The sequence below is a fragment of the Pseudomonas sp. NPDC089554 genome (genome assembly GCF_050280645.1).
In the GTDB taxonomy this organism is placed as follows: domain Bacteria; phylum Pseudomonadota; class Gammaproteobacteria; order Pseudomonadales; family Pseudomonadaceae; genus Aquipseudomonas.
In genome coordinates this window covers 60736-84764 of the sequence record NZ_JBNNVR010000007.1, presented here as the reverse complement: position 1 = coordinate 84764, position 24029 = coordinate 60736, and the positions used below count along the sequence as shown (strand labels likewise).

21 protein-coding genes and 2 pseudogenes are annotated in these 24029 nt (G+C 63.1%); 7 read left to right on the top strand and 16 right to left on the bottom strand.

The genetic code is table 11. The features are described 5' to 3' along the window. Positions 1-192: 192 nt before the first annotated feature. Complete coding sequence (locus ACQKPE_RS04125; protein WP_427663493.1) at positions 193-609, top strand: hypothetical protein; 417 nt, start codon at positions 193-195, stop codon at positions 607-609. 233 nt (positions 610-842) lie between these two features. On the opposite strand, the gene ACQKPE_RS04120 is transcribed toward ACQKPE_RS04125, so the two are convergent. Next, on the bottom strand, positions 843-1868 hold the full coding sequence (locus ACQKPE_RS04120) for an SDR family oxidoreductase (protein ID WP_427663492.1): 1026 nt from the start codon (positions 1866-1868) through the stop codon (positions 843-845). Positions 1869-1941: 73 nt separating this feature from the next. Between ACQKPE_RS04120 and ACQKPE_RS04115 the strand changes: the two genes are divergently transcribed. Then, entirely contained in the window at positions 1942-2901 is a 960-nt protein-coding gene (locus ACQKPE_RS04115; protein WP_427663491.1) for an AraC family transcriptional regulator, read from the top strand. 49 nt (positions 2902-2950) lie between these two features. Here the strand turns inward: ACQKPE_RS04115 and trxB are convergent, their stop codons facing one another. Then, entirely contained in the window at positions 2951-3913 is a 963-nt protein-coding gene (gene trxB / locus ACQKPE_RS04110) for a thioredoxin-disulfide reductase (RefSeq protein WP_427663490.1), read from the bottom strand. 360 nt (positions 3914-4273) lie between these two features. On the opposite strand from trxB, the gene cysZ reads away from it, so the two are divergent. Together cysZ and ACQKPE_RS04100 are read left to right on the top strand one after the other, a co-directional pair. Continuing rightward, positions 4274-5002, top strand: coding sequence for a sulfate transporter CysZ (gene cysZ / locus ACQKPE_RS04105; protein WP_427663489.1), 729 nt, complete (start codon positions 4274-4276; stop codon positions 5000-5002). Positions 5003-5091: 89 nt separating this feature from the next. Then, positions 5092-5478 (top strand): hypothetical protein, encoded by a 387-nt coding sequence (locus ACQKPE_RS04100; RefSeq protein ID WP_427663488.1) that lies wholly within the window; start codon positions 5092-5094, stop codon positions 5476-5478. A 57-nt stretch (positions 5479-5535) separates the two neighbouring features. Here ACQKPE_RS04100 and ACQKPE_RS04095 read toward each other — a convergent pair. Together ACQKPE_RS04095 and ACQKPE_RS04090 are read right to left on the bottom strand one after the other, a co-directional pair. Beyond that, positions 5536-5952 (bottom strand): annotated as a pseudogene (locus tag ACQKPE_RS04095) (methyl-accepting chemotaxis protein); the annotation flags it as partial. Between the two features lie 129 nt (positions 5953-6081). Beyond that, positions 6082-6762, bottom strand: a pseudogene (locus ACQKPE_RS04090) (PAS domain-containing protein); the annotation flags it as partial. A gap of 256 nt (positions 6763-7018) precedes the next feature. Here ACQKPE_RS04090 and ACQKPE_RS04085 point away from each other — a divergent pair. Next, positions 7019-8233 carry a glycosyltransferase family 4 protein gene (locus ACQKPE_RS04085; protein WP_427663487.1) on the top strand — a complete coding sequence of 405 codons (1215 nt, stop codon included), beginning with the start codon at positions 7019-7021 and terminating at the stop codon, positions 8231-8233. Here ACQKPE_RS04085 and ACQKPE_RS04080 read toward each other — a convergent pair. The 3 genes from ACQKPE_RS04080 to ACQKPE_RS04070 all read right to left on the bottom strand — a co-directional run bounded on the left by ACQKPE_RS04080 (position 8202) and on the right by ACQKPE_RS04070 (position 10539). Continuing rightward, positions 8202-9305, bottom strand: coding sequence for an NADH:flavin oxidoreductase (locus ACQKPE_RS04080; protein WP_427663486.1), 1104 nt, complete (start codon positions 9303-9305; stop codon positions 8202-8204). The two genes, ACQKPE_RS04085 and ACQKPE_RS04080, sit on opposite strands and share 32 nt — an antisense overlap. 124 nt (positions 9306-9429) lie before the next feature. Further along, positions 9430-9912, bottom strand: coding sequence for a glutathione peroxidase (locus ACQKPE_RS04075; RefSeq protein WP_427663485.1), 483 nt, complete (start codon positions 9910-9912; stop codon positions 9430-9432). A gap of 141 nt (positions 9913-10053) precedes the next feature. After that, a complete protein-coding gene (locus tag ACQKPE_RS04070) occupies positions 10054-10539 on the bottom strand; it encodes an FKBP-type peptidyl-prolyl cis-trans isomerase (RefSeq protein ID WP_427663484.1) in 486 nt (161 codons plus the stop codon). Here ACQKPE_RS04070 and ACQKPE_RS04065 point away from each other — a divergent pair. Together ACQKPE_RS04065 and pta are read left to right on the top strand one after the other, a co-directional pair. Continuing rightward, positions 10538-10840, top strand: a complete 303-nt coding sequence (locus ACQKPE_RS04065; RefSeq protein ID WP_427663483.1) for a DUF3565 domain-containing protein — start codon at positions 10538-10540, stop codon at positions 10838-10840. The genes ACQKPE_RS04070 and ACQKPE_RS04065 overlap by 2 nt on opposite strands. A 31-nt stretch (positions 10841-10871) precedes the next feature. Continuing rightward, positions 10872-12962 carry a phosphate acetyltransferase gene (pta, locus tag ACQKPE_RS04060; protein ID WP_427663482.1) on the top strand — a complete coding sequence of 697 codons (2091 nt, stop codon included), beginning with the start codon at positions 10872-10874 and terminating at the stop codon, positions 12960-12962. 47 nt (positions 12963-13009) lie between these two features. On the opposite strand, the gene ACQKPE_RS04055 is transcribed toward pta, so the two are convergent. The 9 genes from ACQKPE_RS04055 to ACQKPE_RS04015 all read right to left on the bottom strand — a co-directional run bounded on the left by ACQKPE_RS04055 (position 13010) and on the right by ACQKPE_RS04015 (position 24017). Further along, complete coding sequence (locus tag ACQKPE_RS04055) at positions 13010-13732, bottom strand: OmpA family protein (RefSeq protein WP_427663481.1); 723 nt, start codon at positions 13730-13732, stop codon at positions 13010-13012. A gap of 93 nt (positions 13733-13825) precedes the next feature. Then, positions 13826-14470, bottom strand: coding sequence for an MBL fold metallo-hydrolase (locus ACQKPE_RS04050; RefSeq protein WP_427663480.1), 645 nt, complete (start codon positions 14468-14470; stop codon positions 13826-13828). Positions 14471-14490: 20 nt separating this feature from the next. Beyond that, a complete protein-coding gene (locus ACQKPE_RS04045; protein ID WP_427663479.1) occupies positions 14491-14844 on the bottom strand; it encodes a type II toxin-antitoxin system ChpB family toxin in 354 nt (117 codons plus the stop codon). Continuing rightward, entirely contained in the window at positions 14841-15095 is a 255-nt protein-coding gene (locus ACQKPE_RS04040; RefSeq protein ID WP_427663478.1) for an AbrB/MazE/SpoVT family DNA-binding domain-containing protein, read from the bottom strand. The genes ACQKPE_RS04045 and ACQKPE_RS04040 overlap by 4 nt, the downstream gene beginning before the upstream one ends. A gap of 191 nt (positions 15096-15286) precedes the next feature. Beyond that, positions 15287-15979 carry a sensor histidine kinase gene (locus ACQKPE_RS04035; RefSeq protein WP_427663477.1) on the bottom strand — a complete coding sequence of 231 codons (693 nt, stop codon included), beginning with the start codon at positions 15977-15979 and terminating at the stop codon, positions 15287-15289. Beyond that, on the bottom strand, positions 15976-17583 hold the full coding sequence (locus ACQKPE_RS04030) for a response regulator (protein ID WP_427663476.1): 1608 nt from the start codon (positions 17581-17583) through the stop codon (positions 15976-15978). Before ACQKPE_RS04030 ends, ACQKPE_RS04035 begins: the two co-directional genes overlap by 4 nt. Before the next feature lie 155 nt (positions 17584-17738). After that, a complete protein-coding gene (locus ACQKPE_RS04025) occupies positions 17739-20456 on the bottom strand; it encodes a LuxR C-terminal-related transcriptional regulator (protein WP_427663475.1) in 2718 nt (905 codons plus the stop codon). Between the two features lie 234 nt (positions 20457-20690). Then, positions 20691-22055, bottom strand: coding sequence for a DUF1329 domain-containing protein (locus ACQKPE_RS04020; RefSeq protein ID WP_427663474.1), 1365 nt, complete (start codon positions 22053-22055; stop codon positions 20691-20693). Between the two features lie 24 nt (positions 22056-22079). Continuing rightward, positions 22080-24017 carry a DUF1302 domain-containing protein gene (locus ACQKPE_RS04015; RefSeq protein ID WP_427663473.1) on the bottom strand — a complete coding sequence of 646 codons (1938 nt, stop codon included), beginning with the start codon at positions 24015-24017 and terminating at the stop codon, positions 22080-22082. Positions 24018-24029 lie beyond the last annotated feature (12 nt).

Here is a 24029-nt window from a genome sequence, read left to right as displayed (position 1 = left end):
GAATGATTAGGTTTTATTAACGGCTTTGCAAAAACACACCGCAATGGCGCCTGCCAAGACCCGCACTAAAAACCTCAACTTATAACCTGAAGTATTCTCTGCCTTCGTACTTAGCCTGACAATCCTACCAGTAGCAGATGGTGCTCGCGCTTACGTAAGCTTGGCTAAATCCCTCAGCCAATAGGTGGCACCATGAAAAATGAAGAACTTACCCTCGACTCCACTCAAAACGTAGCCTCCACCGGCACGTTTATATTAGTCCTAAAGAAAAACGATCAAATTGTTCATGAAAATAGTGATTTCAACCTGATCCGCCTGCTTCCGTTTACAGTCAATGCCGTAGAAAACGGTTTTAATTGGATAACTATTACCAGGGAGGAGCAGCAGCCATTGGAGGCGGGTGAAAAAATCATCGGCGTCGACGATTATTTCTCAGAAATTCACATGGCCTCGCATGGCATGGGCATGGGCCATGTAAAAGCCCACCAGGGAACCATCAACTTCATAGAGGCCTCTGCCGAAAAAGTGAAGGGGCACTACGAATTGCATTACGTTTCCCGTGAGGGTGAAAACTTCACCGCGACGGGGGAGTTTGACGTAGAGGTTTGATCAACTTAGCATCGTCACTCAGCACAACTTAGTTCCCAATCTCAAGCTGTAGCGAAAAGCACAGGTTACCGGTACTGCACTAAATAGCGTGCCGAGATTATGGGCTCACAGACTTTTTTCGAATCATACCTATGCGGTGATGATCTTGCGTTGAAACAGACACAGAGCAATATTGGTAATCAATGAATACTCCGTGTCTGTTTACGCTCGCCTCATCGCCGCTCGGCGGCTTGTCATACCAACCCTAGGCTGACCACGCTGCGGGCAGTGGCGACGATCGCCTCCTCCCGTGAACGTGGCGACCAACCGAGCAGGCGTCGGGCCTTCTCGCTGGTGCAGTTCATGTTCACCTCCAGCAGCGGCGCCATCGACTTCATGTTCGGGTTGCTGCGCGCCGCCAGGCGTACCATCCAACTGGGCAGCTCGCGGGTCGAGACCTTGCTGGCCGCCTCGCCCAGGTTGGCGCGCAGCACCTTGGCGACCTCGGTCATCCACATGCTTTCACCGGCAATCGCCAGGAAACGCTCGCCCTTGGCGGCGGGGTGGGTCATGGCCAGCAGGTGCAGGTCGGCGAGGTCGCGCACATCGACGAAGCCCGAGTTGATCCGTGGGCAACCGGCCTGCCCTTGCAGCAGGCTGACAATGATGCGGATGGAGTGCGAATAGTCGGCGCCCAGCGCAGGCCCGAGTACCGCCACCGGGTTGATTGCCGACAGCTCCAGGCCGCCGCCTTCGCGCTGGATGAAGTCCCAGGCGGCGCGCTCGGACAGGGTCTTGGATTTCTGGTAAGGCGCGACATTGCCGTTCAGGTCGCTCCAGTCGGTCTCATCGAACGGGCGCCGATATTCAGGGCTGTGCCCGACACCCACTGCACCGAAGGCCGAAGTCAGCACCACGCGTTTGACCCTGGCATCGCGCGCGGCGCGCAGCACACGCAGGTTGCCGTCCACTGCCGGCCTGATCCAGTCCTCCTCGCGCTGCTGGTCCCCCGACGGGGTCGGCGAGGCGCCGTGCAACACGTAGCTGCAACCTGCGGCTGCCTGGGCCCAGCCAGCATCGTCGCCAAGGTCGGCGACGACGACCTGCAAACGCTCGCCCGGCTCCACGCCGCCAACCTTGAGGTAGTCGCGCACCTCAGCCTCACGCGCCGCCGAGCGGATCGTCGTGCGCACCCGATAGCCCTGGTTCAACAGGGCAATGATGCAATGTTGGGCGATGAAGCCGGTACCGCCGGTGACCAATACCCAAGGTTCGCTCACGTTGGTTTCCTCTCTCGATGGGTTGCGCAAAGCGCGGATGGAGAAAGGTTAAGGCGCGCCCTTCGTACTGTTAATGCTTGAACGTGCGCATTGGTTGCGCGAGAGTACGGCGATGAACATCGACCCGTTTTCCGAAATTCTCCGGCTCACCAATGCCACTTCCCTGACCACCGGCGGCTTCAGCGCGGGCGGCCATTGGGCGCTGCGCTTTCCAGCACCCGACAAGATCAAGTTCTTCGCTGTGGTCAAAGGCCACTGCTGGGTGCAGATCGACGGCGAGGCGCAGGCGGTTCGCTTCGATACCGGTGATGTCGGCCTGCTGACCGCCCGGCGCAGCTTCGTGCTGGCCAGCGACCTGGACACCGAGCCAGTCGATGCGATGAGCGTGTTCAGCGCCTCCGGGCCATCGCCGGTGGTGCTGGGCGATGCCAACGACTTCACCCATATCGGCGGCCACGTGCTGCTCGACCCTGGCAGCGGGCGCTTGCTGGCCGATGTGCTGCCCGCGTGGATCCACGTACCGGCTGCCTCGACGCAGGCGAGCAACTTCCGCTGGCTGCTCGACCAGCTGGTGGCCGAGCGCAGCACCGGGCAGCCGGGCGCGCAACTGGCGTCGGCGCAGTTGTCACAGTTGCTGTTCATCCAGATCCTGCGTGCCCACCTGCAAACCGCCACGCCACTGCCGGCCAGTTGGCTGCGGGCCCTCGGCGCGCCACGCCTGGCCCCGGCCCTGCGCCTGATGCATGGCGACCCGGCGCGGGCCTGGCACCTGGAGGAACTGGCCCAGGCCTGCGCCATGTCGCGCACCACCTTTGCCCTGCACTTCAGAACAGCGGCCGGCGTGGCGCCACTGACGTACCTCACCGAATGGCGCATGCGCCTGGCCGAACGCGCCCTGCGTGAAGAGAACACGTCGGTGGCGGTGCTGGCCGGATCGCTGGGCTATGGCTCGGAAAGCGCCTTCAGCAATGCCTTCAAACGCGTGACGGGGCTGTCACCTACCGCGTTTCGCAGCGCAGCGACGGCAGGCTGAAACGAAAGAACCGGCCACAGGGCCGGTTCTTTCGTAATGGGGACGCGACTTAGAACGAGGCGTTGGCCAGGCCGTCCAGGTAGCGCTCCACGTCCAATGCAGCCATGCAGCCAGCACCGGCCGAGGTGATCGCCTGGCGATACACATGGTCGGCCACGTCGCCGGCAGCGAACACACCTTCGACGTTAGTGGCGGTGGCATTGCCTTCACGGCCGCCATGGACCACCAGGTAGCCGTCCTTGAGCGCCAGCTGGCCTTCGAACAGCGAGGTGTTCGGAGTGTGGCCGATGGCAATGAACACGCCGTCGACCTTCAGCTCGTCGCTGCTGCCGTCGTTGTTCTTCAGGCGCGCACCGGTCACGCCCATGTTGTCACCCAGCACTTCGTCGAGGGTGGCGTTGAGCTTGAGTTCGATCTTGCCTTCGGCGACACGGGCGTGCAGCTTGTCGATCAGGATCTTCTCGGCACGGAAGGTATCGCGGCGGTGCACCAGGGTGACCTTGCTGGCGATGTTGGCCAGGTACAGGGCCTCTTCCACGGCAGTGTTGCCGCCACCGACCACGGCGACCGGCTTGTTGCGGTAGAAGAAACCGTCGCAGGTCGCGCAGGCCGAAACGCCCTTGCCCATGAAGGTTTCTTCCGACGGCAGGCCCAGGTAGCGGGCGCTGGCACCGGTGGCGATGATCAGCGCGTCGCAGGTGTAGGTGCCGCTGTCACCGGTCAGGGTGAAGGGTTTGCTGGCCAGGTCGACAGCATTGATGTGATCGAAGACGATCTCGGTCTCGAAGCGCTCGGCGTGTTCCTGCATACGTTGCATCAGCGCCGGGCCGGTCAGGCCATGGGGGTCGCCCGGCCAGTTGTCGACTTCGGTGGTGGTGGTCAGCTGGCCGCCAGCCTGCAGGCCGGTGATCAGCAGCGGCTTGAGGTTGGCGCGCGCGGCATAGACCGCAGCGCTGTAACCGGCAGGGCCGGAACCGAGGATGATGACCCGCGAATGACGTACTTCGGACATGTCGTACTCCTGTCGAGCCGGCGCCTAGGGCCGGCACCACTGTGCCGGCGACGCCGGCTGGCATTAAAAGGGGCCTGCGCAGCACTTGGGGAAGGCTACGACGCACAGGCCCGCAAACCTGTTGCCGCTTCCCTTGCAAGGCTCGCGGCGTGGAAATTTGAACGCACTGTAGCGAGGTGGCAGAGATTAAGGAAATATCCTTAGACAATCCACCTTATAGGCAGGCTCTATCCAACAAGACGACCGATAGTCATTGTCCAGCGGCTTTGTTACACGCCGTTTCCCACCTGCCACGCGCCTTTCGCCGACTCGACAAACTCGGTATGGTCAGCGCGTTTTCCCCTTTTGCGGAGCCTTCCGATGCAAGCCCCTGTCCTTTCCGGCCCGCAGTACCTGCGCGAAGGCCTGAAACTGGTCCTGAGCCCGAACCTGCGGCTGTTCGTGCTGCTGCCCCTGGCGGTCAATCTGCTGCTGTTCGGCGGCCTGGTGTATTTCGCCGGGCACCAGTTCAGCCTATGGGTCGACACCCTGATGCCGACTCTGCCCGAGTGGCTGGGCTTTCTCACCTATATTCTCTGGCCGTTGTTCGTCGCCTTGGTGATCTTGATGGTGTTCTTCACCTTCACCCTGGTGGCCAACATCATCGCCGCGCCATTCAATGGTTTTCTCTCGGAGAAGGTCGAGGTGGTGGTACGTGGCGAAGACAACTTCCCGGCCTTCAGCTGGGGCGAGCTGGTGGCCATGGTGCCGCGCACCTTCAGCCGCGAAATGCGCAAGCTCGGCTACTTCCTGCCCCGGGCGCTGGGCCTGTTCATCCTCTCGTTCATCCCCGTGGTGAACGTGATCGCCGCGCCGTTGTGGTTGCTGTTCGGGGTCTGGATGATGGCTATCCAGTACATCGACCTGCCGGCGGATAACAACAAGATGAGCTGGCAGGACATGCTCGCCTGGCTACGCAGCAAGCGCTGGCAGAGCCTGAGTTTTGGCGGCATCACCTACCTGGCGTTGCTCATCCCGGGGGTGAACGTGGTGATGATGCCGGCGGCGGTGGCAGGGGCCACGCTCTTCTGGGTGCGCGAGCGCACGTAATGCATATGTAGGGCCTTGCCCAGGCCCGTTCGGTTTCCAATGCGTGCCAGGCCGCAGTGTCGCGGCCTGGTACGCATTGGAGATTGAGTATGGAATTCTACGACGTCGCATCGAAAGACTACATCGAGCTGGCAGGCACACCTGAGCACCTTCATGGCTCGATCATCGCCGAGCACCGAGTGAAGTGGCGGCTGCGCGAAATCCTGGAGGCCCGAGACGTGAGCGAGCCGTACGATCAACTGTTCTACACCACCTGGAGTGAGGACGGGGCAGTCAACTACAGCGAGTCGCTGGTAGGGCTGCTAACCACGGCAGTGATCAACAGCGAACGCCCTTCCATCGGCCCGCACGGGGGCCTGTTCAGGCAACGCGGTGTCACCGAACAGGACCAGTACGCGGGTGCCGACCTGATGCTGGTCAGTGATGCCGTCGGGATCGTCTACGACCACATCAAGAAAACCGAACAGGGAGACTGAGCGGTGCGCTTGCCGCACAGGCTAGCATTGGGCGTTCTCACCCGTCAGTAACGCCCATCAATGGCTGAGCTGGTTGGAAAACTGCCCTACAGCACTGACCACCTTCTTCGCCCCATCCTGGATCTCGACGATCACCTGGCCCGTCTCGTCGGCCAGGTTCAACCCCTGCTCGGCCTGGCGCTTGCTGGTGTCGATGATATCCACCGCGGCCTGCGCCAACTGCTCGTTCTGCTGCACCACCTTGGCGATTTCGTCGGTGGCGCTGCTGGTACGCGAGGCCAGCTGGCGCACTTCGTCGGCGACCACGGCAAAACCTCGGCCTTGCTCGCCGGCCCGCGCCGCTTCGATGGCGGCGTTGAGCGCCAGCAGGTTGGTCTGCCCGGCGATGTCACTGATGGTCTTGATGATCGAGCCGATCACCCTGGATTGCTTGTCCAGCGCCTGAATGCCCTCGGCGGCCTGCTGCATGGAGCTTTCCAGGCCACGCATCACGTCGACGGTCTGGGTCACCACGTCGGTGGCCTTGCGGGCGCTGGTGTCGGTCTCGAGCGAGGTGCTGTAGGCGATGTCGGCGGCCTCGGCCACCGCGATCTCCTGGTTGACCTGATCGGTGATCACCGTGGCGAACTTGACGACCTTGTAGAGCACATCGTGGGAATCGATGATCGGGTTGTAGGACGCCTCCAGCCACACCACCCGGCCATGGGCATCGACGCGCTTGAAGCGCTCGGCGACGTACTCGCCACGGCGCAGCTTCTCCCAGAAGGCACGGTAGCCCGCCGAGCTGGCTTCTTCGGGTTCGCAGAACATGCGGTGGTGCTTGCCGCGCACTTGCTCCAGGCTATAGCCCATGGTTTGCAGGAAGCGGTCGTTGGCGGTCAGCACCTGGCCGTCGAGGTTGAACTCGATCACGGCGGTAGAGCGCATCAAGGCCTTGATCAGGCTTTCGTGCTCGCGAGCGGTCTCGATGGTGCGGGTCAGGTCACTGGAATGCATCGTGAAGTAACGGGTGCGGCCATTGGAGTCCTTTACCGGCTGCAGGATCGAGCGCAGCCAGGCTTCCTCACCATTGCCACGCAACAGGCGAAACGCGCCATTGAGGTGCTCGCTGCGGGTGATGGCGTTCTTCATGCACTTGTAGCAGTCCAGCTTCTTCAAGTACTCCGGGACGATCTCGTCGATGTTGCGGCCGACCAACTGTTCGGCGCGGTAGCCCATCTCTTTCTCGAAGTTGCTGTTGACCGACTCGATCCGTCCTTGGGGGTCCAGCTGTAGCACCAGCATTTCGCTGTCCAGGCTGTTCTTGACCTGCTCGACGGACGCCAGCTCCTCGCGCAGCTTCTGGATTTCTTTCTTCAGTTTGCTGTTGAACATTACCGCGATCCCCGAGCGCCAAGCCGCCACCATCGAATGCCTTTGCATCGGCTGGTGACTGGACATTCTTGAGCGCCGCTCAGGGAAATATCCCTCTCGGCGCACTTCACTCGCCAGTCACACAGCCGTCACCGAACGGCAATACGGCAGGTGGAGACTTTTCGATATGAATACACCGCACTTGCACATCACCCTGGTCAGCGAAACCTTCCCGCCCGAGATCAACGGCGTGGCCAACACCCTTGGCCGCCTCAGCGAGGGTTTGCGCCAGCGCGGCCATCGCGTGGAGGTGGTGCGTCCACGCCAACCCGGCGACCTGCCCGGCCCCCGTGGCGACGACTTGCTGCTGTGCCGTGGCTGGCCGCTGCCCGGCTACCCGGGGCTGCAATGGGGCGAAGTATCGATGCACAAACTGTGGCGGCGCTGGCGCCGACAACGCCCGGATGTGCTGTACATCGCCACCGAAGGCCCGCTAGGGCTCAGCGCCCTGCGCGCCGCCCGGCGCCTGGGCATCGCCGTGGTCAGCGGCTTCCACACCAACTTCCCGCAGTATTCCGGACAGTACGGACTGGGGCTGCTGGCCCGGATGCTCACCCATTACCTGCGCTGGTTCCATCGCCGCACCACCATCACCCTGGTGCCCAGCGCCAGCCAGCGCCTGGAGTTGGAGCGCCGCGGTTTCGAGCGTTTGGGGCTGATGGCGCGCGGCGTCGATGCCTGCCTGTTCAACCCCGCGCGACGTAACCAGGCGCTGCGCGAGCAATGGGGCCTGAAAGCCGACGACATTGCCGTGCTGCATGTTGGCCGCCTGGCTGCCGAAAAGAACCTGAGCCTGCTGCGCCCCTGCATGGAAGCCCTGCAGAAGGCGTACCCACAGCAGCGCCTGCGCTTGATCGTGGTCGGCGATGGTCCGCAACGTGCTCAGCTCGAACAGCAGTTGCCCGACGCTCTCTTCTGCGGCGCACAGCGCGGCGAGGTGCTGGCCGAACACTATGCCAGTGGCGATCTGTTCCTGTTCCCAAGCCTCACCGAGACCTTCGGCAACGTGGTGCTGGAGGCCTTGGCCTCTGGGCTGGCAGTGGTGGCCTATGACGAGGCCGCAGCGGCCCAGCACATCCGCCACGGCCACAGTGGCGCGTTGGCGATGCCGGGTGACCAGGCGGCGTTCATCGAGGCCGCCTGCTGGCTGCTGGAAGAGAGCGAAACCCTGCGCAGGGTTCGCCTGAATGCGCGTCAGCACGCCAGCAGGCAAGGCTGGCTGGCGATCGTCGAGCAGTTCGAAGGGTACTTGTACAGCGCCTGCCGGCAGGTGGACGTGCAGAGCAAGCGCCCGCCTGCGGCATTGGCGATCAAACCAGGCTCGTCAGCGCCTCGCGGCTGAACGGCAGGATGTCCTGCTCACGCCCGTCGCGCACCTTCTGTGCCCACTGGGCATCCACCAGCAGGGCGCGGCCCACTGCCACCAGGTCGAACTCCTGGTCGCCCAGGCGCCGCAGCAGCCCTTCCAGGCTGGCAGGCTTGGCGACCTTGTCGGTGTCGACCATGAATTGCAGGAACTCGCCGTCCAGGCCGACGCTGCCAACGGTGATGGTGGGCTTGCCGGTGAGCTTGCGGGTCCAGCCGGCCAAGTTCAGTTCCGAACCTTCGAATTCCGGCTCCCAGAAGCGTCGGGTGGAGCAATGGAAGATATCCACACCGGCCTCGGCCAGTGGCGCGAGGAATGCGGCGAGCGCCTCGGGCGTTTCCACCAGGCGCGCGCTGTAGTCCTGCTGCTTCCACTGGGAAAAACGGAAGATGATCGGGAAGTCTGGTCCGACCGCTGCGCGCACGGCCTGCACCAGCTCGATGGCGAAGCGCGAACGTTGCGCCAAGTCGCCGCCGTATTCGTCGCTGCGCTGGTTGCTTGCGGCCCAGAAGAATTGGTCGATCAGGTAGCCGTGGGCACCGTGGATCTCCACGCCGTCCATGCCAATGGCCTTGGCGTCGCGGGCAGCCTGGGCGAAGGCCTCGATCACCTGGCGAATGTCGTCCTTGCTCATCTCGTGGACCACGACCTTGTCATCCTTGAGTTTGCCGCTCGGGCCATAGCCCGGCACGCTGCCATCCGGCTCGGTGCCCAGGCGCCGCACACTGCCCACGTGCCACAGCTGCGGCACGATACGCCCACCCTCGGCGTGCACCGCATCGACCACCTGCTTCCAACCGGCCAGGGCGTCCTCGCCATGGAAACGTGGCACGTTCGGGTAGCCGTTGGCCGCCAGGTGGCCGACCGTGGTGCCTTCGGTGATGACCAGGCCGACCCCCGCAGCAGCGCGGCGACGGTAGTACTCGACCACCCCGGCATGAGGCACGCCGCCGGGGCAGAAGGTACGGGTCATCGGCGCCATGACCACACGGGTCGGCAGCTCTAGCGAACCCAGGGTGAAAGGCTGGAACAGTGGGTGGGTGGACATGCGGCGCTCCCGGTTGGAATGAGGAATGCGCCTGAGATTAGGGGCAGCGAGAGGGATGGCACAGCATTATTGATTGGGGTGATTATCGGGTATCGCGGGGGAGGCGCCCCGCGATAACGTCCGCCTATGCCAGGGCTTTTTCGATCGCCTGTACCACGGTGGGGTCGTCCGGCGCGGTACGTGGGGCAAAGCGGGCCAGCACGCGACCGTCCTTACCCACCAGAAACTTCTCGAAATTCCAGGTGATATCCCCCGGGAACTCCGCCCCCTCCCCGGCCAGCAGCCGGTACAGCGAATGGCGCTGTGGGCCGTTGACCTCGAGCTTTGCCCCCAGCGGGAAGCTCACGCCATAGTTGAGGCTGCAGAACTGCTGAATTTCCTGTTCGCTGCCCGGTTCCTGGCCGGCAAACTGGTTGCACGGCAGGCCAAGCACGTTGAAGCCTTGGTCCTTGTAGTCCTGGTACAGGTTCTCCAGCGCCTTGTATTGAGGCGTCAGACCGCACTTGGAGGCGACATTGACCACCAGCACCACCTGCCCTTTGAACGGAGCAAGGGGCAGGTCCTTGCCGTCCAGCGCCTGCAATGTCAGGTCGTGAAATGCACTCATGTTGATTCCCCTCTCAGGTTCCGGTTGCCGTCTGGGCAAATTGCGCCCACCAAAAAGGCGCGCGACCAAGCCGATCACCCTCATCGAGGGGAGTCCGGCTTGCCCGAGCGCCTGGCGACTTTCTGAGCTTAGCGCAGAAACTCAGTGGTGATGACCACCTTCGCCGTGGATGTGGCGGTGAGCGACTTCTTCGTCGCTGGCGTCACGCACATTGACCACTTTGACCTTGAAGTTCAGGCGCTGGCCGGCCAGTGGGTGGTTGCCGTCGACGGTCACGTCGTCACCGTCGATGTCGCGGATGGTGACGACCTGCATCTGCCCGTCCGGCGCCGAAGCGTGGAACTGCATGCCCACTTCCAGTTGGTCGACACCTTCGAACAGGCTGCGGTTCAACGTGCTGACCAGCTCGGCCAGGTATTCGCCGTAGGCATCTTCCGGCTCGATGGCAACGGTCAGTTCATCACCGGCCTGCTTGCCTTCCAGGGCTTTTTCCAGGCCCGGGATGATGTTGCCGGCACCGTGCAGGTACACCAGCGGCGCGCCACCGGCGGAGCTGTCGATGACCTCGCCAGCGTCGTTGGTCAGGGTATAGTCGATGGACACAGCCTTGTTGGCGGCGATCAGCATGGGGCAAGACCTTTTGCAAAAGAATATAGAGCGGACAAGTGTAACCAAGGGTTCGTCCGATTGCGAACGCGGCTCGGGCGACAACCGGCCCATCAGTCGGATCACCGGCTTTCACCTGGACGAGGAAGGCCACTGGGTCGCCGAGCTGTCGTGCGGGCACACCCAGCACCTGCGCCACCAACCGCCATGGCAATCACGTCCGTGGGTACTCGACCCGCAGCAGCGCCAGCAGCACATGGGCATGCCTTTCGACTGTGGCTGGTGCGCACAAGGGGTCGATAGCGATACCCTTGGCCGTTGATTCCTTGCACCGCTTATTCCGAGAAGCACGCATGCAGACATTTTTCATCGCGCCGACCGACTTTGGTGTTGGCCTGACTTCGATCAGCCTGGGGCTGGTCCGTACCCTCGAGCGCGGCGGCCTGAAGGTGGGTTTCTTCAAGCCCATCGCCCAGCACCACCCCGGTGACACCGGCCCCGAGCGCTCCAGCGAGCTGGTCGCCCGCACCCATGGCATCAAGCCCCCGACCCCGCTGAGCCTGGCCCAGGTCGAGCGCATGCTCGGCGATGGCCAGCTCGACGAGCTGCTCGAAGAAATCATCCGCCTCTACCAGCAGGCCTGCGTAGGCAACGACGTGGTGGTGGTCGAAGGCATGGTACCCACGCGCCACGCCAGCTACGCCGCGAGGGTCAACCTGCACCTGGCCAAGAGCCTGGATGCCGAGGTGATCCTGGTGTCGGCGCCGGAAAACGAGGTGCTCAGCGAGCTGTCCGGGCGGGTCGAGCTGCAAGCCCAGCTGTTCGGCGGCCCACGCGACCCGAAGGTGCTCGGGGTGATCCTCAACAAGGTGCGCACCGAGGAAAGCATGGCCACCTTCGCGGCGCGCCTGCGCGAGCACTCGCCGCTGCTGCGCGGCAATGACTTCCGACTGCTTGGCTGCATCCCCTACCAAGCCGACCTGAACGCCCCGCGCACCCGTGACGTGGCCGAGCTGCTCGGCGCCCAGGTGCTCAACGCTGGCGACTACGAACAGCGGCGCATGAACAAGATCATCATCTGCGCGCGCACCGTGGCCAATACCGTACCGCTGCTAAAGCCCGGCACCCTGGTGGTGACCCCAGGCGATCGTGACGACATCATCCTCGCGGTGAGCCTGGCGGCAATCAACGGCGTGCCCCTGGCCGGCCTGCTGCTGACCAGCGACAGCAAACCCGACCCGCGCATTCTCGAGCTGTGCCGCGGCGCGTTGCAGGCCGGCTTGCCGATCCTGTCGGTGAGTACCGGCTCCTACGACACCGCCAACCAGCTCAACTCGCTGAACCGCGAAATTCCGGTGGACGACCGGGAGCGCGCCGAATTCATCACCGACTTCGTCGCCAGCCACCTCGATGCACTGTGGCTGCACCAGCGCTGCGGCACGCCACGCGAACTGCGCCTGTCGCCGGCGGTGTTCCGCTACCAGTTGATCCAACGGGCGCAGCAGGCCAACAAGCGCATCGTCCTGCCCGAGGGTGCCGAGCCACTGCTGGTACAAGCCGCCGCGATCTGCCAGGCGCGCGGCATCGCCCGTTGCGTGCTGCTGGCCAAGCCCGAGGAGGTCGAAGCGGTGGCCCGTGCCCAGGGCATCACCTTGCCGGCCGACCTGGAAGTGCTCGACCCCGAGCTGATTCGCGGCCGCTACATCGAGCCGATGGTCGACCTGCGCAAAAGCCGCAACCTCAATGCACCAATGGCCGAGCAGCAGCTGGAGGACCCGGTGGTGATCGCCACCATGATGCTGGCGCTGGATGAAGTGGACGGCATGGTCTCGGGCCTGGTGCACTCCACGGCCAACACCATTCGCCCGGCCTTGCAGCTGATCAAGACCGCACCGGGCAGCAGCCTGGTGTCGTCGGTGTTCTTCATGCTGTTCCCCGAGCAGGTGCTGGTGTATGGCGACTGCATCATGAACCCGCATCCCAGCGCTGCGGAGCTGGCCGAGATCGCTCGGCAGAGCGCCGAGTCGGCACAGGCCTTCGGCATTGCGCCACGGGTGGCGATGCTCAGTTACTCCAGCGATTCAGCCGCCAGCGACGAGGAAGTGGAGAAGGTACGCGAGGCCACGCGCCTGGCCCAACAAGCAGAGCGCGACCTGCTGATCGACGGGCCACTGCAGTACGATGCTGCCGCCAACCCGGACATCGCTCGCCAATTGGCACCGCACAGCCCGGTAGCGGGGCGCGCCACGGTGTTCGTGTTCCCTGACCTGAACACCGGCAACACCACCCACAAGGCGGTGCAGCGCAGTGCCGATTGCGTGAGCCTGGGGCCGATGCTTCAGGGGTTGCGCAAGCCGGTGAACGATTTGCCGCGCGGGGCGCAGGTGGACGATATCGTGCACACCATCGCGTTGACCGCGATCCAGGCCAGTCACGCACGCTGAAATGAAACGGGGCCGCTAAGCGGCCCCGGCATTCTCGAACCTAACGCTTAAGGGTACTGCTGAACATTACCCTGCTGGTCATATTGCTGGCCCGGAATCGGCTTCAGGTTCACCTCTACCCGACGGTTTTGCGCCCGGCCATTGGCGTCGGCGTTGCTGGCAATCGGTTGGTCAGGGCCCATGCCACGGACCGATACCCGCGACGGGTCGACACCCTGGGAGGTCAGGTAGGTGCTGACCGCCTGGGCACGGCGCTGGGACAGGTCCATGTTGTGCTGGCGGCTACCGGTGCTGTCGGTGAAGCCGATCACTTCGATGGTGTTCTGGTTGAACTGCTTGAACGAGCCTGCCAGGTTGTTCAGCGGCGAGTAGAAGCTTGGGGAGATATTCGCCGAGTCGGTGGCGAAGGTGATGTTACCCGGCATGATCAGCTTGATCTGGTCACCCTGGCGCTGCACTTCCACGCCGGTATTGGCCATGCTCTCGCGCAGCGCTGCTTCCTGACGGTCGGCGTAGTAGCCATAACCTGCGGCAGCGGCGCCCACGGCTGCAGCACCGATCAGTGCGCCCTTGCCGCGGTTGTTGTGGTCGATGGCAGCACCGGCGATGGCGCCGGCCAGCGCGCCCAGGCCACCGTACTTGGCGGTCTTGCTCATCCCGGTGGAACCCTGCTGCGCCTGGCCCTGGTTGTCGTAGGGGTTCTGGCTGGCGCAGCCAGACATCAGGGCAGCGGCGGTAGCGACGATAATCAGACGACGCATGGTGAACATGGACAAGCTCCTACTGAAATTCGAAAGTGCGGCGGATCACTCGGATCTCTGCCAGCCTTGGATTGCAGCGAGGCGGAAAAATTCCATGGAACCTCAGGCGCGCACGAAGGGGTTCTCGCGCATTTCCTCGCCGAGCCGGGTGTCCGGGCCGTGGCCGGTCACCACGATGGCCTCTTCGTCCAGGCGATACAGCCGCTCCTTGATCGAACGAACGATAGCCCGCTGATCGCCACCCCACAAATCGGTGCGCCCCACGCCGCGACGGAACAGGGTGTCACCGGCGATCAACAGCTTGGCATCGGCGAACCAAAAACTCATCGATCCGGGCGTGTGCCCCGGCGTATGCAAGGCCACGCCACAGCCGCAGGCCAGCTCCTCATCGTCGCTCAGCCAGCGGTCGGGCGCAGGCACCGGGGCGAACGGCACGCCGAACACCTGGCACTGCATTTCCAGGGCGTCCCATAGCGGCTGGTCATCCTTGTGCAGGTGCAAGGTCGCGCCGGTCAACGCCTTGAGCCGGCCCGAGGCGAGGAAGTGATCGAAATGCGCGTGGGTGTGGATGATGCTCACCAGGGTCAGGCCATGGTGTTGCAGGCGGGCGAGGATCTTCTGCTCGTCACCGCCGGGGTCGACGACGATGGCTTTCTTGGTGAGCGGGTCGCCGATCAGCGTGCAGTTACATTGCAGGGGGCCGACGGGGAAGGTTTCGCGAATTAGTGCAGCAGACGCAGATGTCATGGAAGCGAACTCACGGCAAGTCATGTTTGTTCAAAGAGAGCCTGCACACGAGCAAGCGCATCATCGATAACCATTTCTGGCGCCGTCTCAATACGCTTGGCACCTCGGGCTTCGAGATCGACGCTACGCAGTTGGTTGCAGAGAATAACACCCTGGGTTTGAGTGCCGGCACCACTGAGCGTCACAGCGAACCCTGCGTGCCTGGCGTAACTGCCACCCTGTGTTATAGGCACGATGATCGCCAGCCCGGCAGAGTTGTACGCGACGGGCGTGAGGACCATGGCTGGCCGAAAATGCCCCTGCTGCTCTCGTCCTACCGTGGGCTCGAGATTGACGTTAACGATATCGCCCCTGGCGAATCGGACCCGCCTCATATCTCACGCCCGACAGGGCTCATGGCATTCCACGCGGCCAGGTCTTCAGGCTCAGCTGCGTTGACATCGCACTGGGCCATCAGGTCTTCGAGCTTGTACTTGGGTTTGGCTCTGACAGGCTTGAGCACCATCGACTCACCTGTCGTATCCAGGTTCAACGTAGAACCCACGCTCAGCCGTAGTTGCTTGAGCACTGCGGCAGGAAGGCGGATGGCGGCACTGTTGCCCCACTGCTGAATTTTGACTTCCATAAGTATCTCCAAAGGTAGATACATAGTAGAAACCCTCCAAATGATTGCAAGCGATATGTAGAAACACCGTATCTACATTGTCATCCGTTGCGCACTATTTGAAGCCCGCAGTACCTGATAGGGAACCCTCTCACGCCTCTCAGGGAAATGCCTCACGCTGTGAAAACAGCTGCAACATCCACCCCGTTCGTTCAGGGCAAATACAACCTGAACAACCCTCCCCCAAGCGCCCCGCCATTGGCAATCTCGATCCGCCCCCGCACGCCATTGCGTTCATGCAGGGCCGCGATACGTGCGGCGAAGTACAGCCCCAGCCCGGTGCTGCCGCTTTGCTGGTCGATGCCTTGCACATACTCCTGCTGGCGCTCGAGCATGCGTTGCGGGTAGCCGGCGCCGTCGTCGTTGACGCTGATCACCAGTTGCTCGCCCTCTTCCTCGACACTGATCAACAGCGCATGGCCAGCGTAGCGCACCGCGTTAGTCAGCACGTTGGCCACCACCGAAGCGACCAGTTCGCGATCGAAAAAGCCCAGCGGGCTCTGCGTCTCGATACGCCAGGTGGCCAGGATGTCGCGCTGGCGGAACACTTCCTGCTGGGCCGCCAGCTGGGCTTCGACGAAGTCCTCCAGCTCGTGGTAGTCGGGGCAGATCGGCAGCTGGTTGATGCCCAGTTTGTACAAGCCCAGCAGTTGCACGAGCATGCCATTGAGGTGACGGAACTCATGTTCGATCACCCCTTGCTCGCTACCTTCGCGCGCCTCCTCGGGCAGACGCGCCAGCCATTGGTCATGGGCCTGGATCAGCGCCGAGAGGGAGTTCTTCATGTCGTGCACGGTGGAGGCGATTACCGTGGAGAAATCCAGCCCTTCGCATTCGTCATTCATGCGCCGAACACCCGCACATGCAGCTTGCGATAACGGTCGTAACGGCTGTCGCTGGCCGGGATGCCGGCCACGCTGTTCAGGCAGTCACGGCATTCCTGCATGATCTGGGGCGATGGCTGCTCGCCGCCGATACGAATCAACGCCTGGGCACTGTTCAAGGCGATACTGATGTTCTTCGGCTGCAACTTCAGCGCTCGGCGGAACAGCGTCAGCGCCTCGTCGAGCTGCCCAGCCTGGTAGGCGCGCACGCCCTGGCGGTTGAGGTCGACCGCTTCGGTGACCGCCCCAAGCACTGCTGGGTCGTCGGTAACCTTGGCGATGCTCTGCATGACCTTGGGGTCGTCGCCGTAGGTTTCCACGCAGCCCTTGAGAATCGAGGTGCCCGCCGCGTCCTGGCCCAGCGCCTTGAGCTGCTTGGCCACGGTCAGGGCCGCCTCTACCGAGAAGAACTGGTCCATTTTCTCCAGCCGCTGCATGGCTTGCTCGGTGAGCTTGCCTGCGGTTTCCGCATCGCCGGCTTGCTGCAGGCTGGCGGCCTTCATCAGCCGGGCACGCACCTGCAAGCCCTGGTCCTCGACGTTCTCCTTGGCCACTTCGCTGAGCACAGTGTTGATCTCGACCCGTGTACGCGCGTCCAGGCCATTGCCTTCGTTCTTGTTCATCAGCGCTTGAACCAGGCCAAGGTTGCTTTCTGCACTTTTGTAACGCGAGCTCTGGCCCTGGTTCACCGCATGCCGGTAGGCCTTCGAGGCGCTGTCGTAATCGGCGTTGTCCAGCGCCAACTTGCCCAGCGCGGCCTGGCGGCGTACCGCCAGGGGCGAAAGACGCACCGCCTCCTCGAGCATGTGCTGAGCACGCCGGCTTTCGCCTTTGGCCACCAAGACTTCGGCCATGCCGTCATACAGCCCCGGCATGATCGGAAACGCCTTTAGCGCCTGCTCGTAGACGCCCTGGGCCTGGTCTTGCTGGCCACGCTTGTGCAATAGGCTGCCAAGGGCCGCGTAGGCCCAAGGCTGCGGACGGCTGGCGAGGATGTTCTTGAGGAATTTCTCCAACTCGTCGAAACGGTTCAGCTCGCGCAAGGCGTCGGCGCGGTAACGCAGGCACAGCGGTGCGAAACGTGGGTCTTGCTTGCACAGCTCGGCGCAGGCGGCCAGCACTTCGGCCGGGCGGCCTCGGTCCAGGGCCTGAAGAATCGGCTTGAGCAAGGTCTTGCGCTGTACCAGCTTTTCCAGGCGCTGGGCCAGGCCGACACGGTTGAATGGCTTGGTCAGGTAAGCGTCGGGCTCGTGCTCAAGGGCGCTGAGGACGATGGACTGGCTGCTCTCGGCGGTCACCATGATGAACACGCATTCATGGCTGATCAGCTTGTCCAGCAGCAGGTCTTCGAGCACTTGCTGGCCGTTCTTCTTGCCATCGCCCAGGTGGAAGTCCTGGAGAATGAAGTCGTAGCGTTTCTGCCCACACATGCGCAGGGCCTGCTCTCCGCTGTCGGCGGTGTCCACCTCACGCACACCGAGCTCACGCAACATGGAGCGGGTCGATGTGCGGAAGTCGGTGAAGTCGTCGACGATCAGAAAGTTTTTTTGCCCATACTGCAGCATCGACACGACCTGTATTGGAAAGGTTTGGAAATTGGTGCGTGACGACGCAGCCCGCCGAGGTGTTTATCGGCAGTAGGTCGGGAAAGATGAGCTGGAAACGCTGGCACGCAAGTGGTAGTAGCTATAAGCCACCATTGTACTGGGGCAAACGCCCCTCAGGCCAGCAACCCTAGCGACTTTGCCCGAGCTACCGCCTGGGTACGTCGCTCCACACCGAGCTTGCTGTTGATGTGGCTGGCGTGGGTCTTGACCGTGTGCAGGGAGATGAACAGGCGTTCGCTGATCTGTTGGTTGGAGCACCCCTGGGCGATCAGCTCGAGCACTGCAAGCTCACGCCCACTGAGGCTTTCACTGGCAACCAAGCCTGTCGCTGGCGCCTGTGGCAGGCGTGCCAGCAGGTCGGCCTGTGCCGCACCGATGGGGCTTGCCGCCAGTTGCTCGCGTAGCCAAACCGGGTGTTCATCGAGCAACCGCTGGAAGGGTTGCAGCACGCCGCCATTGGCGGCGTCCAACGCCTTGGGCAACAGCTTGGCAGCGTCCTGTTCACGGCCCTGGGCAAGCGCCAGGTCGATCAATTGACACGATGCGCAGACCACCAGCATCAACCCGCCACTGGCCTGGCCACGCTCGATCAGCGCCCGCAGGCGACGTTCTACATCCTCTGAACGCTCCAGCGTGCGCTCCAGCAGCGCCTGCTGAAGCTCGATGTGCAGCGGCAGCCACGGATGGAACTCAGGCGCGGCAGCGGGCTGTTCGCCGCCATAGGTCTGCCCCAGGCGCAGCAGCCAGGACTCGGCGAGGTCAGTACGGCCCTGGGCCAGCCACAGCTCGCACTTCACCAAGGTAATCATCGCCAGGTAGAAGATGGGCGGCACATCCCAGATATGCATCAGGCGCTCGGCCTCGGCCAGCTCGGCGAAAGCCTCGGCGAAACGCCCCTCACGCCCATCCAGGGTGGCGATCACGCAGTGGCCGATGAGCACGCTCATATCGCGGCAGGCCCGTGCCTCACTAAGGCCGGCCCGCAAGCGGGCACGCCCCTGGGCGGGCTGCAAGCGCGAAGCCATCAGGTAGCCTTCGTACAGGGTCAGGCGCGCACGAATGGCGTACAGCCGTTGCCCGGAAAGCCCCTGCAGCCGCTGTAGCCCCTGGCGTACTTCATCGAGCCCACGGAGTACCTCGCCACGGGCGTGCAGCACCCGCGCCCGGTCGTAATGGGCCAGCGCCTCGAACAGCGGATTGCCTACCCGTTGCGCCAGCTCCAGCGCTTCACGGTTCCAGCCCCTGGCGCGCCAGAAGTCAGCATCGGCGATCGCTAGGTTGGACAGCGTCGACAGGCACACCAAGCGCTGGCCGTAGCGTTTGTGCGGCAAGCTTTGCAGGGCTTGCTCGCAGTAGGCCAGTGTATGTACCCGGTCGCCTCGCCCCCGAGCGATCACCCCGCTCAGCGCCAGCCATTGAGCCAGCATGGATTTCTGCGCGGTAGCCGACGGCGCCGGCAGGAAGCGACTCAGGTAGCCTGCCAGTTCCTCGGCGGCATCCAGCTGGCACGCCAGGCCCAGTGCCCAGCTGTACAGCACGATCAGCCGCGGGGTACTGATGAGCAGGCTGTCGGGCAGGTCCATTTTCCAACGCAACAGCATGCCGACATTCTGCTCGGCCAGCAGTTGCTCCTCCGACAGGCTCTGTACCAAGTCGGCCGCGACATCCAGGCACCCGGCACGCAGGGCTTGTTCGACCGCTTCGTCGAGCAGGCCCTGGGCCTGGAACCAGCGGCAGGCACGCAGGTGCAGGCTCGCCAGCGGTGCACTGGCCTGACGGCTGCGCAGCAGGTCGGAGAACAGGTGATGGTAACGGAACCAGTGCCCATGTTCGTCCAGTGGCACCAGGAACACCTGGTGGGCCTGCAGGTAACGCAGGATCGACGCGCTGTCGTCGCGCTCGCGCAGGGCATCGCACAGCTCGGCGCAGAAGCGCTCCTGGCAGGCGGTGTCATAGAGAAACGCCTGCACGTCAGGGGGCAGCATCTCGATGACTTCCTCGAGCAGGTAGTCACGGATCATGCCTTCGCCGCCGTGCAGGGCCTGGGGCAAGGCGTTGTCGTCACCCGACTCGCTGGCCGCCAGCTGCCAGAAACGCAGCCCGGCCACCCAGCCATCGCTGCGCTGGATCAGGTTGTCCAGTGCCTGCCCGCGCAAGCCGGTGGGCTGGCGGCCGATGACCGCCAGGGCTTCGTCGGGGGTAAGGCGCAGGTCCTGCTCGCTGAGCTCGGCCAGTTGTCGGGAAAGGCGCAGGCGCGCCAGGTGCCAGTCGGGGCGCTGGCGGCTGGTAACCAGCAACAGCAGGCCCGGCGGCAGGTGGTTGAGGAAGAATTGCAGGCAGCGGTCAAGCACCGGGCCTTGTGCCAGGTGGTAGTCGTCCAGCACCAGCAGCAGTGGGGTATCGCCTTGCAGGTAGAGCGCAAGCTCGTCGAGCAGGCCGTCGATCCATTCCTCGAAGGCAAACGGCTGGTGGCGCTGGCGCATCTTCAGCAGACCCATGGCCTGCCCGCCCAATGCCGGGCAGAACTGCTGGAGCCCTTCGAGCAGGCGCTCGAGGAAACGCCCAGGGTCGGCATCGCGCTGGCTCAACCCCAGCCACAGGCTACGCCAGTGATGCGGCAGCTGCTGGCAGAACTCGATGGCCAGGGAGCTCTTGCCAAAGCCGGCAGGCGCACTGATCAGAAGTAACCGCCCCGACAGCCCCGCCTCCAGGCGCTGGCACAGACGTGCGCGCGGCACATGGCCATCCGGCAGCGGCGGCCGGAAGAAACGCCCGTCCAGCAGACCAAGGGCCTGGCTGGCGACTCCATGCGTACGGGACAGATCGGTCATGGCCGGCTCGTTCTGATTGGAAGATTGCGGCGATATGAATGCTTGCGAGACTAGCGGTTAAACCCAGGCATTTGAAGCTGACGGGGGGCAATTAGCAGAAAAGACTACGACAAAAAGAAACAACCCTGATGGACATCAGTGTCGTTTATATCTCGCCATTTGCTTTCTGTAACAGAAACGCCCCGGCAAGCCGGGGCGTTCTGGGAGGTCACGCGCAGGGGGTACAACTTCAGGTCAACGCACCCCGGACTGACGCAGGGCGGCTGGCTGGAAGTCGGCCTTGCTGGCCGTGAAGCCGAAGTTGTAGGCGCTCTTCTCTTCGTTCTTCATGCCCAGTGCCAGGTAGCGACCCGATTGCAGGTCGTAGATGGCTTCCAGGGTGTACCACGGCACCTGCACGTTGTAGTACGGCTGGGCGTGGGCCTCGGAGACGCGCCACAGCTGGTTGCGACCGTCATACTGGTCGATCACCGCAGCCTGCCAGGTGTCTTCGTCGATGTAGAAGTCACGCTTGGCGTAGATGTGGCGCTGGCCCGGCTTGAGGGTCGCGACCACGTGCCACACACGGCGCAGCTCGTAGCGAGCAAGGTCCTGGTTGATGTGACCAGCCTTGATGATGTCGCTGTACTTGAGCTTCGGATCATCCAGTTTGTAGGCGTTGGAAGCGATGTACAGCTCCTTCTTGCCTTCAAGCTTCCAGTCGTAGCGGTCTGGCGCGCCGTTGAACATGTCCAGGTTGTCGGAGGTGCGCAGGCCGTCGGCGGCAGTACCCGGGCCGTCATAGGAAACCTGCGGTGCCTGGCGTACGCGGCGCTGGCCGGCGTTGTAGATCCACGCCTTGCGTGGCTCCTTGACCTGGTCGAGGGTCTCGTGCACCAGCAGCACGGTACCGGCCAGGCGCGCTGGCGCGGTCACTTCCTGCATGAAGTAGAACAGTACGTTGCCCGGGTTGCTCGGGTCGTAGTCCTTCATCTTGTCGCGGAAGACGAACTGGTCCTTGAAATACACCAGGCTGTAGGAACCGTTTTGCTGCGGCGTAGCCTGGGTTACCAAACGGGTCACGCTGCCACCGCGGTAGCGGGTGATGTGGTTCCAGATCACCTCGATGCCGCTTTTCGGGATCGGGAATGGTACCGCCGTATCGAAGTTGTTCAGGCCGTTGCCGCCTTCGACCAGGGTGGTCTGGGTGGCGTTTTTCTTGATTGCGGCGAACACATCGTCAGGCGCGGTGGAGCCACGATGGGTCTTGTACACCGGAAGCTTGTAGGTGTCAGGGTAGCGTTTGAACATCGCTACCTGGCCCGGGGAAAGCTTGCTCGCGTACTGGTCGACGTTCTGCGCCGTGATAGTGAACAGCGGCTTCTCGCTGCCGTATGGGTCGGACAGGAAACCCTTGGCATCGACGCTGCCGGCAGTCTTGCCCAATGGCTCCCACGGACCGATCGATCCATCGGCGTTACCCGCCTTCTCGGCGCCCATGGGCGTGAGGGTAGAACCAAGCTTGGCTGCCTCGTCGGCGGAAACCGCAGCCATGACGCTGGTTGCCAGCAGGGACATGCCCAGCACACCGGCTTTCAGCAGACTTGTGGTCATTTTCATCGTTGTCGTCCTGGATCAGTGTTCTTAGAAGTTCACGCCGAAGCTGAGGGCGACGAAGTCGCGATCATCCACGGTGGTGTACTTGCCATCGAAGAAGTTGGTGTACGACAGGCTCGCCGTGTAGGTGTTCTGGTATTCGGCATCCACACCCAGGCTGACTGCCTTGCGGCCTTCTTCGAAGTTGCCGCCAGGGCCAGGGGAGTAACCTTTGACATCGTGGGACCAGGCCACGCTCGGACGCAGGTTCACGCCAGCGAAGACGTTGTTGTAGTCCCAGATGGCGCGCAGGCGATAGCCCCAGGAGTCGGAGGTGGTGAAGCCTTCGTTCTCGCAATAACGCGATACGTTGTTCTGCGCGCCACCGGCCAGGGTCGTGGCGTTGAGGCTCTGGCAACGACCGCTGGGCAGCGGGCCAGGGCCGTAAACGGGGTCACGACCGTAGCGCGCCTTGGACGTGCTTTCCAGGCCACCGACGTGGGTCCAGCCGATCTCGCCCACGGTGGTCAGACGCTCTGCGCCCATCACCTGGTCGAAGAAGTGGGTGAACGTGGTCTGCAGCTGGGTGATCTCCTTGCGACGATAGCCCTGCTGGTCGGTGTTAGGCCGTCCGACCAGTACCGAAGCGTTAGGGTCCAGTGGTGTCAGGCCCGAGTAGAGGATGTCGGTGGTGTTCAACTGCACCGGCGCATTAGGCCGGTAGCTGATTTCACCACTCCAGGCGGTGCCGGTTGGCAAGGTGGTGGAGAAGCTCAGGCCATAGAGGCGAATGTCCTCAGGGTACTCCACGTAGTAGCTGGAGTTGCCCGCCACATACAACGGCATGAGCGACTGCAGCAGGGCCGCGTTGCCCGCGACGGCGCCCGGGATACCGGCACCGATCAGTGCCGCAGCCAGGTTGGCCGGGTTGTAGAAGCGAGCATCGGCGCCACGACCACTGAAGATCGGCGCACGGCTGTGGTAGTTCATGAAGTAGCCACCAAACTCGGTGTTCAGTGGCTCGTACATGTAACGCAGGGCCAAGCCGAACTGGCCGCTGTCGCGGGCATCGCGGTCAGGGCCACGGCGCACGATCACACCTTCGTCAGGCGACCCCCAGTTCACACCCTGGCCCGCAAGCGCGTTCAGCGCGGGAGTGGCGAACGGGCCAATAGAGGCCCCCAGGCTACGCGCCACGTTCGAACGTGTGGCCAGCACAGCCAGGTTGTTGTCGCAGCCATCGGCGATCACGTCGGGCTGGGAGAAGAAGGTGCCGCAGTTGTCGACGACGGTCTGGTCCCACTCGATCTGGTAGAAGCCTTCCGCTGTCAGGTTGTCGGTGATGCTCTGCGACAGGTAGAACATGTTGACCGGGATCAGGCCTTCCTTGATCTCGGCACCCGGGCGACGGAACGAGGCCACGTCGATCGGGTTGACGGCGTTGATGCCACCGCCGATGAAGGTACTTTCACCCCAGCTCACCACCTGCTTGCCCAGACGTACGGTGCCTGGCAGGTCGGCGATGCTGTAGTTGTGATAGACGAACGCATCGAGCAGCTCGGCACCGGAGGCCTGGGCACCCTGTTTGCGGTTGGAGTCGCTGATGTCTTTGAACTGACGATTCTCGTCCTTGAGCTCGAAGTCATACCAGTACTTGCCACGGACGAAGATGCCAGTGTCACCGTACTTGAGCTCGAGGTCGTGAATACCCTTGAAGATCTTCGAGAAGGTCTCGCCTTTCTTGAAGTTCAGGTGGCCGTCGTCGGATGTCTGGGAAAGCCCCCGGCCACCGTTGTTGACGCCGATCAGGTTCTTGTTCGGGTTGGCCGTGGACCAGCTGGCACCAATGGAGAGCGAAGAGTCGAACTGGCCTTCGATTTCCCCGATGTTGAAACTCACACCGAACGCGGGGCTTGCGAGCGTGGAAGCGAGGCTGACGGCCAGGGGCAACTTGGCCCGGCGCCAGAACTGGTTTGCAGATTTCATCGACGCTACTCC